Source organism: Robbsia andropogonis, assembly GCF_034047095.1.
Lineage (GTDB): Bacteria > Pseudomonadota > Gammaproteobacteria > Burkholderiales > Burkholderiaceae > Robbsia > Robbsia andropogonis.
This window is the reverse complement of the sequence record NZ_CP139166.1, coordinates 432,743-450,302: the sequence shown is the minus strand read 5'-3', so window position 1 is coordinate 450,302 and position 17,560 is coordinate 432,743. Positions and strand designations below refer to the sequence as shown.

Sequence of the window (17,560 nt, the reverse complement as noted above, 5' to 3'; positions counted from 1 at the left end):
GCGGAATCATGCGGTGCGCCTACCCCATGAAGACCTTCGCGACCGCCGCGAATCGCGCGGCGTCCGGCGCGTCCCGGAACGATACCAGCAATGACAGACTGACGCTGGCATTCCCCATGCTCACGATCGACACCCGTGTCGGATCGTCGATGTCTATGTGGCATGCGGTCTCGATGGCCTGAGCGAGCTCGCGCCGGCCGCGTTCGGCCGCGTTGCGCCGTTCCCTGGCGTGCCAGTGGTCCGGCATCGTCAACATGATACAGAATGCCAGCCAGCCATCATGGTGGTCGTCAGTGACCTTCAGCACCGGGAAATCCGACAATTGGAGTGGCGTCTGACGCCACACGTCTTCCCAAAAATTCATAAAACGACAGTCATCACGGAGGGGGTAAATTCGGTGCGCACGCGCAAAACGCGGACACGAACACCGTGCTATGGGCAAATTATAATGCTTCGCCGCTCGGTCCCGCGGCAGATGCGCGATATTCAGCCCGATGCACGTCCGCGCACCGTTGGCGAAATGGAACTTTTTCACGGCACGCCGCACAGACAGGCTACCTGTGTAGGGGAAGCGTTTCATTAGACCCGCGTGATTCGATGCCCAAAAATTCCTTTGCTGCCAGCCTGCCGCTTTTCGATCGCCTCGCCCTGCCAGCACACGCGGCAACACGTCCGCACGTGGCAGACACCTTTCTGAAGCAATCCATCCTTCACGAATTACAGCGCCTGCTTTCCAGTCGCTCGCGCTTGCCGTTTGACGTCTTCGTGTCGGAAGCCGCGGATCTCCTCGACTACGGGATCCCAGACAGTTCCGCCATGACAATGGCGTCGATCCATGATCGCGCCATGCTGGCAAAAGCGATCCGGCATGCGATCTCCGTCTTTGAGCCACGCCTGCATGACGTGACCGTGGAGATCACCCCTACTCCCGAGCGCGGCGCTGATGCGCGAGTCCGCATAGAAGGCATGCTGTGGGGGCAACGGGCGCAACAGCGCACGACATTTGCGATGAGTACGAGCGGGCACATCGCACCAGAAGCCGGAACCGGACCGGATAACGCGGCTTCCAGGGCGAACGCCAACTCCCCTCCTCGACCCGACGCGGCCATGCAGCCCGACACCCAAGCGTTGCCAACGGACTCACGCGATGCATGACACGCCATCCGACGATCTGCTGCATTATTACAAACGCGAACTCGGCTATCTTCGCGAACAAGGCAGCGCCTTCGCGCAGCGCTATCCGAAGGTCGCCAACAGCCTCGCGCTACACGGCGACGATGTGCGCGACCCGCACGTCGAGCGGCTGATCGAGGCCAGCGCCTTTCTCGCGGCACGCGTGCATCGCGATCTCGATCAATCTTTTCCGCAAGTACCTGCCGCACTGCTTGCCAACGCCTGTCCCTCGCTCGGTCAACCGGTGCCTTCGATGACGATTGCACGGATGGCGCTTGATCCGGCGCAAGGCAAGGTCACCGCGGGTTACCGCGTGCCGCGCCATACCGAAATGCAAGTGCGCACCACGCATGACGCGTCATGTCGCTTCCGTACTGCATGGGACTGCATATTATGGCCTGTAACAGTCGTAGACGCTTATTTCGAAGGTACCGATGCGTTGCGGCTGACGTTGGCGACCAGTGACGACACCGATTTTTCAGAACTGGATATCCACTCGCTGAGATTCCATCTGAATGGCGATTGGACTGAAACAATGCCACTGTACGACCTGCTGATTGCAAATATCCGGGGGGTGGAGATCCATGCCGCGCCAACCTCGATGCGCGATGACCCTCTATCGACAGTCGAGCCGCAGAACACGATGCTGCCCGCATCGGCATGGCGCGAAGTCGGCTTCGCACCCGATGAAACGGTACTGGCACCACCGGACCATGCTTACTTGCCTTATACGTTATTGCAAGAATACTTCGCGTTTCCGCGCAAGTTTCTTTTTTTCGATCTGACCGTGCCAGATGGTGCGCTGGGCAGAGGGCGCCATGTCGATATCGTATTACGCCTGACGACCACGCTGTCGCGCACCGGTGACGCAACGTTGACATCGAACGCGGGTGCGGCGCTTGCCGTGCATGCCGCGAATTTCGTGCTCGGCTGCGTGCCGGCCATCAATCTTTTCTCGCGTACCAGCGAGCCGATCGTCGTCGACCAGCGGCAGTACGAATATCACCTTGTCGCGGATCAGCGCAACCATGCGCAAACCGAGATCTATTCCGTCGAATCCGTTATCGGCATCGACCCGCTGTCGGACAGCACGATGACGATCCCGCCGCTGACGGGCAATGGCGCAAAAGCGGTGACGCCCGATGCCGGGGTACGATGGAGCGCGCGCCGCGAACGCGCGTTACGCGTGGACCTGTCCGGCACGGAAATCTATCTTGCATTTTCCGATCACGACAATACGCCAGCCGCCCCTGCGGAACAGACCGTCTATGCAACCGTGATCTGTACCAACCGTCGCCTGCCGGAACAAGTGACCCGCGGCGCGACACTGTTGCTCGAAGCCGTCTCCCAGCATGTTCGCGCACATTGCCTTTACGCCCCGACATCCCAATTCGATCCGCCGCTTGGAAGTGCCACGCTCTGGCATCTTGTATCGCTGCTGACACTGAACTACCAATCCCTGCTACAAGGAAACAGGTCAGCATCACATACGCACCCAGCCGACGGGCAGCATACCTCGCCTGCGCACGGCAAGGCCGCGACAGACGACCAGCACGCCGCCTGGCTGCACGATTTGCTGATGCTGTTCGCCACTCAGAGCGAGCGCAACCAGAAACAAATACACGGCATCCGCCGCGTCGGCACACGTCCGACCACCGCGCATATCGGACATGACGGCTGGCGTGGCTTTTGTCGCGGCACCGAGATCGTCCTGCAATTCGATGCCGACGCTTTCGTAGGCAGTTCGCCACTTCTGCTCAGCGCCGTGCTCAGTCGTTTTTTTGCAATGTACACATCGATCAACGCCTTCGTGCAATTGGTGTCGCGCGGCAGGGATGAAACGTGGAAGAAATGGCCACCGATGAGTGGCTTGCAGCAACTGCTATGAACACGCTCATTGCTCTCGACGCGGTTGCACCGCATGAAACCGGCGAGGATGCAACAAGCGACGATGACGGCGCGCTGTTGACGCGATCACCCGCAACGCCGCTTGCGGCCCGCGTTTCGCATTTGCTGGCCGCGCCGTACCGCTACAACCTGTTCCAGGCGATCAGCCTTCTCGAACGCGCGGCAACCCGGGAAGACGATCGCAGGGTCGCGCTGGGAACGGGCGATGGCCGCAACGAAGGCGTGCGTTTCAGCGCGTATATCGCGCTGCGGTTCCCATGCGCCGATATTCACACGGTGCGAGCGGGGACGGCGCGATACGCAACGCGCCCGACCTCGACGCCGGATCCCGCCTACCTGCTGTCCACCCCGGTGATGTCTCTGGCTGGCGTTCAGGGGCCGTTGCCGGTGGCGTTCACGGAGCTGATCCTCCAGCGTAACGCTGCCCGCGATCATGCCACCGGGGCATTTCTCGATATCTTCCACCATCGCTTCTTGTCATTTCTTTATCGGAGCCGAAAGAAACATACGGCATCGTTGCACACGGCGCCTTTACGGGACGCACCGTTGGTTCGTAGCGCCGCCGCGCTGGCCAATCTTGGGGACCCCGCCGCGCCGGGGGACGCCGGACCGCGGCCGTGGCTGCAACATGCGGGACTGCTAGGCGCGGCGCCACGGTCGATTATCGGCTTGCTCACGCTGCTGCATGACCGGCTGGGCACGGCATTCACCGCCAGGCAGTTCGTTGGCGCATGGGTACCGCTGGATCGCGCTTCCCCGTTGACACTGGGTGATCGCACGCCATCGCACGACGCCGGCAACGCCGCGACATCCGGCAGCGAATATGGCACGACCATCCGTCTCGACGGTCAATGCGGGCTCGGTCAGCGATTCTGGGATCAATCAGCGGGTATCGAATTAGCCTGCGTGCTGCACGACCGCGCACGCTACGATGCGTTCCTGCCCGGCGGCGAGACGCATGCGCTGATGGTCTGGCTGGTACGCCGATATCTGCAATCGCCGATGGACGTACATCTGGTATTGCGCCTGATGCTGAAAGCCGCGCAGCCGGTTCGGTTGACGGCGACGGAACCAATGCGGCTCGGATGGTCCTCATGGTTGGCACACCGCACGGAATTGACGGGTGCGTTGCCCGCTGCGCGCCTGACCTTGAGCGACCGGTCTATCGCCTAGCCCATCGGACAAAACATGCAAGTCGACATTCGCGAACTGCTAGCAAGGCTCGACCCCGAATGCAAACACGGGATGGAGAAAGCCGCCGAACTTTGCGTCCAACAGACCCATTTCAATGTTGAAGTGGAGCATCTGCTGCTACATCTGTTGCGCGCCGATGTTCCGGATTTTCTGGAAATCCTGCGCGTCTTCGATGTCAGACGCGAGTTGGTCGAAAAACAATTGCAGGACGCGGTCGATCTTTTCAAGCGAGGGAATGGCCGTACGCCGGCACTCTCGCCACATTTCGCGCCATTATTTCAGGAGGCGTGGCTACTGTCGTCGCTACTGCTGGGGCAGCAACAGGTGCGCGCCGGTACGTTGATGCTCGCGGCACTCGAAGTAGACATCCTTCGCGGCACTTTGCTCGAATCCTGTCCTAGCCTGCTGAAGATACCGCGAAATCGTTTGCGGGAAGGCTTGCCGTCGATCCTTGGCGGCATGCCGGGGCCCGCCGGTTCACCACGCGCCGGCGCACTGTCCGGACCGGTCGCCAGCGCGGCCGGTGGGCTGCCGTCGCGGGATATCGGCAGAGTTGGCGTCACGCCATCCCTCGATCAGTTCACGATCGACCTGACCCGGCTCGCCGCCGACGGCGGCATCGACCCGGTAACCGGACGCGACGCGGAAATACGACAGCTTGTCGACGTGTTGTTGCGGCGCAGGCAAAACAATCCGATCCTCACCGGAGACGCCGGCGTGGGCAAGACCGCGGTGGTGGAAGGCTTCGCACAGCGTGTCGCGGACGGCGACGTGCCATCGGCGTTGCAACAGGTCCGCGTGCGCTCGCTGGACCTCGCCCTGCTGCAAGCAGGCGCCGGCATCAAAGGCGAATTCGAAAATCGGTTGAAATCCGTCATCGCCGAAGTCAAGGCATCCCCGGTTCCGATCATTCTCTTTATCGACGAAGCGCATCAGTTGATTGGCGCAGGCGGCGCTGAAGGCCAGGGAGACGCGGCAAACCTGTTGAAGCCGGCGCTGGCGCGCGGTGAGTTGCGGACGATCGCCGCCACCACCTGGGCCGAATACAAGAAGTACGTCGAACGCGATCCCGCCCTCGCCCGCCGGTTCCAAGTCGTCAAGGTCGACGCGCCGGACGAAACCGCCGCGATAGACATGCTGCGTGCAGTGGTCGCCAAACTGGAGGCGCACCACAACGTCGAGATCCTCGACGAAGCCGTATGTGAAGCGGTCCGCTTATCGCAACGTTATATCTCCGGGCGGCAACTGCCGGACAAGGCCGTGAGCGTACTTGATACCGCCTGCGCGCGCGTGGCAATCGGGCAGGCCGGCACCCCGGCGAAAGTCGAGGTATTGCAACGAACTGTCGCAAGCCTGGAGAACCAGATCCGTATTGCGCGACACGAGGCAGCCACGGGCATGGATCGCGAGCACCAGCTTGTCGACTTGGCGAGCGAACGCGACGAGGCGCGGCTGCGGCATCGGAAACTATCCGAAAAACTCCTTGCGGAAAAAGCCGTGGTACATGAAATCCTTGCCATGCGCCGCCGCATCGCGGCACATTTTCGAGATAGCGTCGAAAAGCAGAATAGCGAACCAGTCGATGCGCCGATAGACGCGACCGGTCAACCTGAGATCGACGCGCACGACACGACTTTCCAAAAGGACAAAGGCCGCAAAGAAAACAGCGAACCGCTCGGTGACAACGATAGCGACGCCGATCTCGCCGTCCATTTGCATCGTCTGGAAAAAGGCCTCGAATCAATCCAGAATGACGAGCCGCTGGTACCGGTCTGTGTCGATGCCTCGATTGTCGCCGACGTTATTTCAGGATGGACGGGCATACCGGTCGGCCGAATGCTGGCCGATGAAATGCACACGGTCTTGCATCTCAAATCGAAACTGTCCGAGCGCGTGATCGGGCAGCCCCAGGCGCTTGATGCGATTGCACGTCGCATCCACACCTCGCGGGCGAACCTGGACGACCCTGGGAAGCCGGTAGGCGTGTTCATGCTGGTCGGGCCGAGCGGTGTGGGCAAGACGGAAACCGCGACGGCGCTGGCTGACATTCTCTACGGGGGCGAGCGCAATCTGATTACCGTCAACATGTCCGAGTTCCAGGAAGCGCATAGCGTCAGCGGCCTGAAGGGCGCGCCGCCAGGCTACGTCGGCTATGGTCGCGGCGGCGTGCTGACGGAGGCCGTACGGCGTCGCCCTTATAGCGTCGTACTGCTGGACGAAATGGAAAAAGCACACCCGGATGTGCTGGAATTGTTCTTCCAGGTGTTTGACAAAGGCATCATGGAAGATGGTGAAGGGGTTGCCATTAACTTCCGCAACACCGTCATCCTGCTCACGTCCAACGCGGCGCAGGACGTCATCACCGATGCCTGCCGCAACACGCAGCGCCCGGACCCGACTACCCTGAATGCACTGCTGCGCCCGGCGTTGCAGCAACGTTTCAGTCCGGCGTTTGTCGGCCGACTGGTCCTGGTGCCTTACTACCCCCTAGGTGACGAACAGATCCGCGCGATCGTCACGCTGAAGCTGTCGACGCTGATCGATCGTTTCGCACGCCACCATCGCGCGGATTTTGGTTGGAGCGCGGAGGTGGCCGATGCCATTGCCCGCCGCTGCACCGAAGTGGACAGCGGCGCGCGCAATATCGATTTCATTCTGACGCAAATGGTCCTGCCGGAATTATCACGCATGGTGCTCGAACGCATATCGGTGGATGAGCCGTTCGACACGGTGCGCATGACGATGAACGCAACCGGTGGCTATGCCTTTGCGTTCTCGATGCGGCATCCGCAGAGGTCGTTGCGATGAGCGACTTGTTTACCCAGGCTGGCCAGTATCTGTCCGTCAGTACGCCGTTCGGGGAGGATGTGCTGCGGCTTGCGCAATTCAGTGGACGCGAAGCCATGTCGGAGCTGTTTCAGTTTCAACTGACGATGCAGGCGAACGATGCCAATCTGGACCCGGCTCGCATTATCGGCGTACCGGTCACCGTCACGTTGTCCCAGGGCACCGCGCCCATCCGCTATTTCAACGGCGTGGTCACGCGTTTCCTGCACGCCGGCTGCAACCGCAATGGTGAAAATCGCGATGCCACCTACCTGGCTGACATGGCGCCGCGCGCATACCTGCTGACCTTGGGCACGGACCGCCTGATTTATCAAGACCAGTCTGTGGTCGACATCGTCAAACAGGTGTTGCGCGCGGGCGGTATCACATTCGAAGACAAGTTGACCGGCACCTATCCCGTCCGGGACTACTGCGTCTGCTATGACGAAGCGCCGTTTGCATTCATCTCGCGGCTCATGGAAGAAGAAGGCATCTTTTACTTCTTCACCTACACGCAAAATGCACACACGATGGTGCTTGCCGATAGTCCGTCGGCACACCAGCCGTTGGCACAAACAGACGCGCTGACGTTTGCGCCGGAAGACGTGCCCGTGCCGCCCATCAACGCGCTCACCCAATTCGACCTCGTCAACACACTTGTCATACAGCGCGTCATGCTCAATGACTACGACTACCAGGCGTCGGCAACGGCACTGGGCGCCGAGACGTCGCATAGTGGTGGCCGTGGTTCCCGGTACGTCTATCCAGGCCGCCATCGCAGCGTCACCGACGGTACCCGGCTGGCACGGATCCACCTTGATGCGCAGCAGGCCGGCAGCCTCACCGCGCAGGGCGCGAGCCGATATCACGCCATGCGCGCCGGCGGCCGCTTCACCGTGGCCGGGCATCCGCGGGACGCATTGAACACTGCCCATGTGCTACGCGCCGTCACGCACCACGCAACCGATCGCGCGTATTCGAATGCATTCGAGTCCTTCGACGCCATTACGATCTTTCGCGCGCCATTGCGGACGCCTCGGCCCCGCGTCTTTGGCGTGCATACCGCGATTGTGGTCGGGCCACACGGCGAGGAAATCTGGTCGGACACGTTGGGCCGGGTCAAGGTGCAGTTCCACTGGGACCAGCACGGCAAGCATGACGAAACGTCCTCTTGCTGGATACGCGTGGCGCAAACAGTGGCCGGCCAGGGCTGGGGACATCTGTTCCTGCCTCGTATCGGGCAGGAAGTACTGGTCAGTTATATCGATGGTGATCCGGACCGTCCGTTGATCACCGGTAGCGTCTACAACGATACACAGTCCCCGCCGGTTACGTTGCCCGGCGCGCAGACGCAAAGCGTCATCCGGACGCGCTCGTCGAAAAACGGCAACGCCGGAAACGAGATACGACTGGAAGACAAGCACGAATCCGAACAGTTTTTCATGCACGCACAGAAGGACATGCAGGTGGATATCGAAAATGATCTCGCCACCCTCCTCGTTGCGGGCAACGAAACCCGCATCTTGAAAAAAGGCAATCGCACGACCACGCTCGAAACCGGCAACGATACGCTGCGCGTCAAGGGCACCCGGGAGGTGGCGGTGACCGGCGCCGAGATCCGCACAAACCACGCGAATCTGGATCATGCGGTCGAAGGCAATATGACGCTGACGATATCGGGCAATCTAACGATCGATGTCAAGGGCGCCGTCGCATTGCGCTCGGGCACCACATTCTCGACGATCGCCGGCACTGCGTTGACCGCCACGGCAGGGACCTCGGCGCCGCACAAAGCCGGCACGACCATGACAAATGAAGCACCGACGATCGAGAGCAAGGCCGGTGCCGCCCAAACGGTGGACGGCGGCGGATTGCTGACATTGCGAGGCGGCCTCGTGTCGATCAACTAATGCACGCCATGCCCCTCTCGTTTCCAACGTATCCCGCCACCCATGTAGTGGAACAGAACGACGACGCGGAGCGTGTAGTGCATCGCGCGCCGTCATACGACAGGCCTCTCGAAGGCGAGGTGCAACACTTCAGCCAGGATGGACAGCTGGTTGCGCGGACCTGTTACCGAAACGGGCAGCGGCATGGCGAGATGCAACATTTCGATGCCGACGGCTAATGCCTGCGACGCGCGGACTATCGGGGTGACCAGCAGCATGGCGTGACGATGCTGTATCAGGCTGGGCAGCCGGTCGCGCGTCAGGTCTTCGTGCAGGGTGTCCAGCATGGCGAGACCCGCTGCTTCGGACCGGGGGGCGTCGTTACCGCGATCTTGCCGTACTGGCAAGGCAAGCTCGACGGTGAAGCACGGTTCTTCAACGAAGGTCGCCCCGCACGCATTGCCGTCTATCGCGACGGCATGCTCGATGGTCCCTGCCGGGACTTCGATGCCGATGGCAACGTCACGCAAGACACGGTCTATCGCGCCGGAATGCTGCACGGAACCGTAAGGCGTTATTGGCCCGATGGCGGCCTTCGAGAACGCACCGTCTACCGCGATGGCCAACGGGTAGAGGACTGGCAACGATTCGACCAGGCGGGCAAGGCGTTGCCGGCGGCACAAGCGCCTGCCTCGCCGGCCGTCCCTGCATCCGCATCGTCACAGCCCGCCGCCACACGCGACACCAAAAAATGGATGAGCCGCTCATGACGCATTTGGTTACCGCCGGTGCCCAGTTGCGATGTGCATTTGGTCAGGTGCAAAGCACCCTGGGCGTGCCGTTGTTCAAACGCGTGGTAAGCGGCACACCGGCGGCGACGATCGCCGATCATCTGCCCCTTGTCAACATACCGTCCTTCGGCATGTGCAACTGCCCGTCCAACCCCATGGTCGCGATCGCGACGGCAAGCGCACTCGGCGTCCCGACTCCCGCGCCCTGCCTGCCCAATACCCTGACGCCCTGGGTGCCGGGCTCGCCCGCCGTATCGATCGGCAATGTTCCGGCGTTGCAGGATGCGTCGATAGCGATGTGTTCCTGGGGTGGACTGATCCGCGTCGTGACACCGGCGCAATTTACAACCACGCTGCCATAACGCAACGTTACGCTACAGGAGCATCGTCATGCCGCTCGTTTTCACGATGACGTCTCGAATGGCTGGTATCGCCGGCGCATGCGCGCTGCTGTTCTCCATCGTCGTGTTCCTGCTCGGCATGCAGATCGGTACGCGATTCGGCCTGCCCGGCAACGGGATAATAGGTGCCGCCACGGCTGCAGCCGCCGATACGTTGCCCACACCACCCGCTGCCACCTTGTCACCTGAAGGGTGCAATGACGCCACAGGTGTCGTCACCCACGATGACGCAGCAACGCCGTCCACAGTGTCCGACAGTGTCGCCACGGATACGGAGCGGCCATGATGCCTCTTTCCGTTACTAGCCGGTGTCGTGCGTCGTCGTGCAGGGCGCTACTTTGCGCGGCGCTACTGTGCATGGCATTCAGTGGCTGCGCGATGTTCGGCATGAAGGGCCATCGCGTGGACTGGCGCGAGGTGACGTTGATCGCGGCACAAGACGCCAACAACGACAGCCCGGTGGCCATCGACATCGTGATGGTCAGTGACCCTGCGATTCTGGACAAGTTGCTGTCGCTGCGGGCGACACAATGGTTTCAGGATCGCGAAGACCTGATCACGACCTATCCCAAGGCACTTCGCTACCGCAGTTGGGAGGTGGTGCCAAACGAAACGCTCCATGTGGACCGTCGCACTTTTTCCGGCCCGCGCGTGGCCGGCGTGCTCGTCTTCGCCCGCTATGCCTCGCCGGGTGCGCACCGCCAGCGCATCGACATATATAAAGGCCGTCTCGTCCTGACGATGAAAACAACCACTTACACGCTGGAGAGCCTGCCATGACGGAGCTGCGCCTGCCGCTCGTCGAACGCGTCGAGTGGCACGAGGGAATGATCCTTTCGCCGCAACATTTTCAGCAACTGTCCGCTCGGCTCGACACGCTGGTCGGCTGGCAGACCCTGGCGGCCTCGCCATTCAGTTGGGGCGTTCGCCGCATCGTCATCGATCCGGGCATGCTGCCAGGCGGCGCGCTACGCATTGTTGCACTCGACGCCGTCCTGCCCGACGGCACCGCCATTGATTACGACAGTGCCAACCCGCTGCACGCACCACTCGAGATCGCGTTGCAATCGCACGCGGAGCAGCTCGATAAGCAGGCGCTCGATATCTACCTCACCTTGCCCGTTGCGCAAACCATGCGCCATAAAGGTGCGATACGACGCTTTCGTTCGGTGCCTGGGCCATTGATCGAAGACCAGGTGTCCGAGGCGCCACCTGTCGATCTGTCGCTGCAGCTACCCAACCTTGCGCTTCATGCCGGGTCCGTGCCCTCGGTGCATTACACGCGTCTTCGACTCGGCGCGGCGGTACGCGAGAACGACATCTTTCTACTCGACCATACATTACCACCACTGCTCGAAATCAGCGCGGAGCACACGCCGGGAAACCGGCTCTGGCAGCGGGTGGCGGCGCTGGTGGCACAACTGCGTGCGAAAGCGGCTTTCATCGCAAAACAGACGGCCAACACGTCATCACGCATCGATGAACGCCTGACGCAACTGGAGTGGAAAGATCGATTGCGCAGCCTTCTGACGGAGTTGCCACAACTCGAAGCGGTGCTGCGCACTCCCCATCTTCATCCGCTGGCGTTGTATTACGCGCTATCGCGAATGCTGGGTTCGTTGAGCTTGTTGAAACCAGGCGCCGTTCCCCCGGCCCCCCCTCCATACGACCATGCGGACCCCTTGAAGGTATTCGCGCCGTTGCTCGACTGGTTGGATGCGACGATTGAAGAAGTCAGCCAACAATATCGCGAACAGAAATTCGAATTGCAGGCCGGTGCGTTCTCGTTGGGTTTAACCACCGCGGCACTCCCCGCACGTTTGTACATCGGGCTGCGTGGGCAGTCCGACAAGGATCTTGACACGTGGATTGGTGGCGCCGTGATTGGTGCGGCAGGGCTGTATCCGTCACTGCGCGCGCGCCGCGTACTGGGCGCGGCGCGCCATCGCGTCGATGAGGTCGTTGATTTCGGCGTGCGGGCGGGTTCGGGATACCTGCTGTATGCGCTGGACACCGCCCGTGGAGACATTCTTCCTGGTGAAGCACTGGTGATCAGTCATCCAAATGAAGGGGCGACTGCGCAAAGACCACATGAAATCGTGCTGTTCTCACGAGACTAGATCATGATTTCGCACCTGTTCCTCAGGCAGATCCCGCCGCTCAATAGCATCACCGAGACTTCACCGGCCCGCGCCCGCATGAAAAACGATGACGACCTGATGAGCGAACAGTTCCGCGCCTTCATGGACGAGGTCTTGCGCACGCCACAACGCACGTCCGAGTCGCGCGAGACCGACCCCGTGCTGGCGGCCCAGACGGTAAACCGCCACTTGCTGCGCTTCATCGAACTACAGACCGCGCAGATCGAACATGACGTCAGCCGACTCGAACTCGACAATGTCGCCGACGCTCAATATCTAAAGGTGGCACTGGCCGATGAACTCTTGCTGACCATTCCATGGATCGGTCGGGACGAATGGACCGGCTTTCTGCTGGAGTCGTCACTGTATCGGTCGAACATCGCGGGAGATCTTATCTTCCAACGCATTGACGCCTTACTTGCGGATCGCGAGCCGTCGCGTCGCAAAATGGCGCGGCTGTATCTGCTAGCGCTTGCCATGGGCTTCGAAGGGCGGCATCGGCTCGGCGCCACCAAACCCGGCACCGATGTCGGCAACGTGGTGCATGGCGATAGCAGCACGCCACGCCCCCCGCAGCAGGACGCACAGGAGGGCATCGACACCCGCCTGCCCGCTTACCGCCAAGCATTGTTCCAGTTTATTTTTCAACGGCGTCCCGATCTCGGCGGCCGCGACCGTGTGCTCGACGACGCCACTTACGCGTATACGCTCTCGCATCATGCGCCGCGGAAACTGCCACCAATGAGCCGTTGGCTGCTGTGCGTCCTGATCGCCGCCGCGGTGCTGCTCGCGCTCTCGGAAATGGTCTGGCTGACCACCACCTGGCCGGTGCGCGATGCGTTGCGCGGCCACTTCAGCCAGACCTCCGGCAATGTTGCCATCGACGCCGGCGCCCCTTCCCCATCTGGTTGGACGTCCCATGCTGAGTAACGGCCTTTTCCTTATTGTGCTGTCGCTTCTGGCGCTTGCCATGCTCGCCGGGCTCGGTGGCATCTTGTATTTCGCCATGAAGGGAAACGCCGGCAAGACCGGGCAAAAACCGCCACGTACCGTGACGTTGCGCCAGGAATCGTTGCGGGCGTCGTTCCGTGAAGCAGTCGCCCTGATCGAAGCGAATATCGCGGCGCGCAACGAACGTTACACCATTCCCTGGGTCCTGGTGCTGAACGAAGGCGAAGATGCCACGCGCCTGCCGGTCGCGCAATCAGGGGTCTCCAGCATGCTTGGCACGGAGGCGGCGTCGGCAGCATCGACGCAGGGCATTACCTGGGCGTTCTTCGATCGCGGCATCGTCATCGACATCCAAGGTGCCTATCTCGGTTCGCCCGACGACGATCGCACCGAAAAACCATGGGATGCGTTCCTGGGAATGTGCCGGACCTACCGCCCGCAGCGTCCATTCGACTCACTGGTGCTCACGCTTCCCGCCGCACTGCTGCTCGACGACTCCGTCGATGCCCGTCTTGAAGTGACACGCCGTGCGAAGCTTGCTCACCGTCGCCTGTGGCTCGCGCAGAATCGTTTTGCCATGCGCTTCGCGGTCTATCTGGTGATCTGCGAATGCGAGCACGTGCCCGGCCTCGCCACTTTCGCGCGCGCACTACCGGATGGCATGCGCGCGAGCATGCTGGGATGGTCCTCCCCGTATGATCTTGACAGCCAATACCAGACAGATCGCATCGATACCGCTTTCGATGGCATCCTGCATACCGTCTCGGATATCAGCGCCGAGGCGCTGGCACTGGACGTCTCCCCGGAACAGGCGAATGCGATCTGCATGCTGCCTGCCCGCATCGACGCCATGCGCGGGCAGGTTCGGCTTTACACCGACGAACTGATGCGGCCCAGCGCCTATCATGAACCTTTTCTGCTACGTGGTCTGTATCTGACCGGCGACTGCAGCGAATCCTTGGCGCGGGCGGCGGCGCTTGATGACGACGCTCGCCGACAGGCAAGCACCGCCCCGCAGGTCGAGGCAGACTGGCGGGAACCGACATTCACGGTACCACTTGGCAACACCGATGCCGCGAAAACCGACGAGGCGCCTGCCGCGCCCAGCGCAACGGTCGATGACGCGGTCGCGCGCGCCGCAACACGTCAGGACCTGCTAGGGCAGTTGTCACTGCAGCCGGCCTTCCTGCGCGATTTATTCGAGCGCAAGATTTTCGAGGAGCGCGGGCTGACACGGCCGTCGCGGACGCAGCAGTTGCGCCACCCGGCGCTACGGCGCGGCCTGCGCTGGGGTACATTGGCGTTGCTGGTGACCTGGGGCGCAGGCATTGTTTTCGCCGGCGCTCAGTTGCACGGGCGAGGCGCGCAATGGGTCGAGGCGCTGAGGCAGCTGCACCGAAACGGCATGATGCCCGCCGCAATGCCGCAGGATGGCACGCCGCTGTCAACGGACGGCGAGCGCCACGGCGCATTGACGCTGCTGCGCCTGAATGAACGTTTCACGCCGGTGACAGCGGCGTACATTTTCATGCCCGGCGCCTGGCCGCTCTTCGATGATCTACAGCATCGGGTAGGGGACGCGTTCGAGCGGACGTTCGGAGAAGCCGCCGTGACGCTGGTGCGGCGCGAATTCATGGCGCGGGTCGCCGCGCTGACCGGCACCGACCGTGATCCGAGTACGGGACAGTTGGTGATTGGCGCCGATTGCCGTCCGCCGGTCATCCCGAACAATGCTCTGGGCAGACACATCGGCCTCAACGTCGACAATCAGCCGGAAATGACGGCATTGCAAAGCTATGTCGCATCGGTCGATCAACTGAAGGCGGCATTGGACGCGTTGCAGCGGCTGCGGCGCGCAAGTACCTCGCGTCCCGAGGATCTGCGCATCGTCATCGGCTACACACTGGGCGTGCAGCCGCAGGGGGAAATCACGCGGAGTCTGCCATATTTTTATCAACACGCCACGGAAATCGATACGCTGCTCGGCACTGACGTACCAGTGATGCGCGCCGCCGTGCGGTGCACGCTGGACAAAGGCAATGCGCGCCTGGACAAGCGTCTATTCGACGACAATCCACTGCTGCAAGCGGATCGCGTGGTGAGCGATGGTCTGAATGGCATCATGCTCCGCGGTGCCGGTACGTCGTCAACGGCATTGCTGCAACGTTACGCGCAGATCGTCGTGGGCATTCAGGAAGAGAGCGATCTGGTCGCCAGCGGCGGCGGCGCGTGGATACGGCCTGATGGTCCATCGCTTGGCAGCGGCTACGATCGATTGGTGGCCCATGTCGCCCACAACGCATTGCTTGGGCAAGAGGCCTCGGAGCGGATGCGCGCCGATACGCAGACGGCATTATCGGCATTCCGCGCAATCACGGCGCAGCACTTTGACGCGCCCGACAGCGGTGTACGCTGGCAGGCCAAGGAGAATCGATTTGCCCTGTCGCCCGAGCGTGCCGCATTGCGTGAGGCGTTGACGAATTTGATCAACCAACCGTTCATGCAGCCATCGCAAGGCCGAACCCTGCCGACTGAAGCACCCGGCACCGTACTGACATGGGACGAAACGCAACTCGACCAGATCATCGCATTGGCCGATCTCCGCAAACGCTATCTCACAGAGGGGCTGGCGCATATCGCCCCGAACATCCTCCCCGCGTTGCAAACGGCGATAGACGCGCAGTTTGCAGCCAGCGCGATGGACCAACTGGCGGGTGCCGCCAGCGCTACCCCGATCGCACCGGGGAACGACGCCGACGCAACGGCATTCCAGGCCGCCTTGCCACGCCTGCTGCATATTGCCGGTTTCCTCGATGCACTCAGCGCGCGACCGCAAGCCGATGCGGTTCGCGCCATGGTGTCCAGCGACGCGCTACAACATCTGCGGACCGTGGACACGGCCCTCACCGCCTCCGAACTGTACGCGGCATCGCGGATCGCCCCCCCGCAAGAGGGCGTTTCGGCACAGACCATTCTGATGTATACGTTTGGCGTACGCGATGCCGCGGGTCTTGCCGCCTATCTCGGACAGCAATCGGCTCGCGCACAAGCCTTGGGGCAGCAGGCGGAAATTTATCTGGCGGCATTGACGCCGGCGGATGCCGTATCGCCGACCGCCGTTCGCTGGCAAGCCATCACGCGGGATATCGGACGCTATAAGTTGAAAAATCCAAACAGCTCGCTATTGGGCATCGAGCAGTTTTTGATGCGCTTCGCCGGTGCCCCAGGCGGGGGTGCCGCGGTCGCCGCCCCCGCCGGTCCGCCCTCTGCTCGCGGCAGTAACTGCATGGATCGCCTGGAAGGCAGCGTACCCACGCTAGACGGCGACTACTTTTCCGAGATCTATCAGCGCCTGTGGCTGCAATTGTCAAACCGATGCACGCAACAGCAGGCGCAATCGAACCGCAAGCAATGGGAGGCATTCGCGACAACGTTCAACCAGCAAGTGGCAGGCATGGCACCGTTTGGCGCGCTGGGGACGAAGCCTGCCGACCTGGGACAAGTAGCAGAAGTGATGGCGCGGTGGCGAGACGCCGCCTCCGCCCTGCTGGCACGGCAAACCGCAGGAGCCGTGGATACCGACAACGGCGGCCCGGCAGTCAGGCGTTTCACATTGCAGATGGAAGCCGTGAGGCGATTCCTGTCGCCGCTGCTGCCGCATACGGCGGAGGCCAATCCCACCGACGGGGTCGACGGCACGGCGCCGGGCGATATCCCTGGCTACGATCTGCACCTGTCGTTCCGCACGAATCGCGATGAAGAAAGCGAAGGCAATCAGATCATCGATTGGTCTTTGCAGTCGGGCACACAGATAGTACACGCAAGCGAAACGCCGCATCCCGTGCGCTGGACGCCGGGAATGCCACTGACGCTGGCGCTGCGGATCGCGAAAAACGCCCTCTTCATCGCCCAGCCCGATGACGCGCAAATGGCGATGGACACGGACGGTCGCACGATTCGCTATCGATTTTCCGATCCGTGGGCACTGATGACGATGATCCAGACGCTACGCGTGGCCGAGCCGGGCCTGGGCGACACGCCGCGCGCCGTCACGCTGCAGCTATCGTTCCCGATGGGCGCGGCGCCACAACCGGTCGCCCCCAATACGCGCAAGACGCCCGCGCCGTCGGATGCCATTGCTCGTAACGCGGCACGGCGTCAGGCCACGGTGTTCGTGCAAATACAGATCACCCCGGCCGCGAAGCAGAATACGTTGCCCTGGCCCGGTGTCTTTCCCCGCCAGGCACCGAGCTGGCATGGCGCGCGCGTCGATTGATAATCAACGA

The 17,560-nt window shown here is 62.0% G+C and carries 14 protein-coding genes; 12 read left to right on the top strand and 2 right to left on the bottom strand.

The features are described 5' to 3' along the window. Positions 1-19 precede the first annotated feature (19 nt). Positions 20-364 (bottom strand): hypothetical protein, encoded by a 345-nt coding sequence (locus SJQ66_RS07110; RefSeq protein ID WP_157685005.1) that lies wholly within the window; start codon positions 362-364, stop codon positions 20-22. 233 nt (positions 365-597) lie between these two features. Here SJQ66_RS07110 and tssE point away from each other — a divergent pair, with 233 nt between their 5' ends. From tssE to SJQ66_RS07085, 5 genes are read left to right on the top strand one after another with little or no spacing between them, the layout of a single operon-like run. Then, positions 598-1,155, top strand: coding sequence for a type VI secretion system baseplate subunit TssE (gene tssE / locus SJQ66_RS07105; RefSeq protein WP_024903342.1), 558 nt, complete (start codon positions 598-600; stop codon positions 1,153-1,155). After that, on the top strand, positions 1,148-3,061 hold the full coding sequence (gene tssF, locus SJQ66_RS07100; RefSeq protein ID WP_024903343.1) for a type VI secretion system baseplate subunit TssF: 1,914 nt from the start codon (positions 1,148-1,150) through the stop codon (positions 3,059-3,061). The genes tssE and tssF overlap by 8 nt, the downstream gene beginning before the upstream one ends. Continuing rightward, positions 3,058-4,254: a type VI secretion system baseplate subunit TssG gene (gene tssG, locus SJQ66_RS07095; RefSeq protein ID WP_320534135.1), complete on the top strand. Its 1,197-nt coding sequence runs from the start codon at positions 3,058-3,060 to the stop codon at positions 4,252-4,254. Before tssF ends, tssG begins: the two co-directional genes overlap by 4 nt. A gap of 15 nt (positions 4,255-4,269) precedes the next feature. Next, positions 4,270-7,083, top strand: coding sequence for a type VI secretion system ATPase TssH (gene tssH / locus SJQ66_RS07090; RefSeq protein ID WP_320534134.1), 2,814 nt, complete (start codon positions 4,270-4,272; stop codon positions 7,081-7,083). Beyond that, positions 7,080-9,011, top strand: a complete 1,932-nt coding sequence (locus tag SJQ66_RS07085) for a type VI secretion system Vgr family protein (RefSeq protein ID WP_320534133.1) — start codon at positions 7,080-7,082, stop codon at positions 9,009-9,011. The genes tssH and SJQ66_RS07085 overlap by 4 nt, the downstream gene beginning before the upstream one ends. A 92-nt stretch (positions 9,012-9,103) precedes the next feature. Here SJQ66_RS07085 and SJQ66_RS07080 read toward each other — a convergent pair whose 3' ends face one another. Next, complete coding sequence (locus SJQ66_RS07080) at positions 9,104-9,268, bottom strand: hypothetical protein (protein ID WP_320534132.1); 165 nt, start codon at positions 9,266-9,268, stop codon at positions 9,104-9,106. A gap of 3 nt (positions 9,269-9,271) precedes the next feature. On the opposite strand from SJQ66_RS07080, the gene SJQ66_RS07075 reads away from it, so the two are divergent. From SJQ66_RS07075 to SJQ66_RS07045, 7 genes are read left to right on the top strand one after another with little or no spacing between them, the layout of a single operon-like run. Continuing rightward, complete coding sequence (locus SJQ66_RS07075; RefSeq protein ID WP_320534131.1) at positions 9,272-9,760, top strand: toxin-antitoxin system YwqK family antitoxin; 489 nt, start codon at positions 9,272-9,274, stop codon at positions 9,758-9,760. Then, on the top strand, positions 9,757-10,143 hold the full coding sequence (locus SJQ66_RS07070; protein ID WP_024903348.1) for a DUF4280 domain-containing protein: 387 nt from the start codon (positions 9,757-9,759) through the stop codon (positions 10,141-10,143). Before SJQ66_RS07075 ends, SJQ66_RS07070 begins: the two co-directional genes overlap by 4 nt. A gap of 28 nt (positions 10,144-10,171) precedes the next feature. Beyond that, positions 10,172-10,468: a hypothetical protein gene (locus tag SJQ66_RS07065; protein ID WP_157685810.1), complete on the top strand. Its 297-nt coding sequence runs from the start codon at positions 10,172-10,174 to the stop codon at positions 10,466-10,468. Next, on the top strand, positions 10,465-10,962 hold the full coding sequence (locus tag SJQ66_RS07060) for a hypothetical protein (protein ID WP_046153237.1): 498 nt from the start codon (positions 10,465-10,467) through the stop codon (positions 10,960-10,962). The genes SJQ66_RS07065 and SJQ66_RS07060 overlap by 4 nt, the downstream gene beginning before the upstream one ends. Further along, complete coding sequence (tssK, locus tag SJQ66_RS07055) at positions 10,959-12,302, top strand: type VI secretion system baseplate subunit TssK (RefSeq protein ID WP_320534130.1); 1,344 nt, start codon at positions 10,959-10,961, stop codon at positions 12,300-12,302. Before SJQ66_RS07060 ends, tssK begins: the two co-directional genes overlap by 4 nt. A gap of 3 nt (positions 12,303-12,305) precedes the next feature. Continuing rightward, entirely contained in the window at positions 12,306-13,253 is a 948-nt protein-coding gene (locus SJQ66_RS07050) for a DotU family type IV/VI secretion system protein (protein WP_081764907.1), read from the top strand. Then, positions 13,243-17,550 carry a type VI secretion protein IcmF/TssM N-terminal domain-containing protein gene (locus tag SJQ66_RS07045; protein WP_320534129.1) on the top strand — a complete coding sequence of 1,436 codons (4,308 nt, stop codon included), beginning with the start codon at positions 13,243-13,245 and terminating at the stop codon, positions 17,548-17,550. The genes SJQ66_RS07050 and SJQ66_RS07045 overlap by 11 nt, the downstream gene beginning before the upstream one ends. The last annotated feature ends 10 nt before the right edge of the window (positions 17,551-17,560 follow it).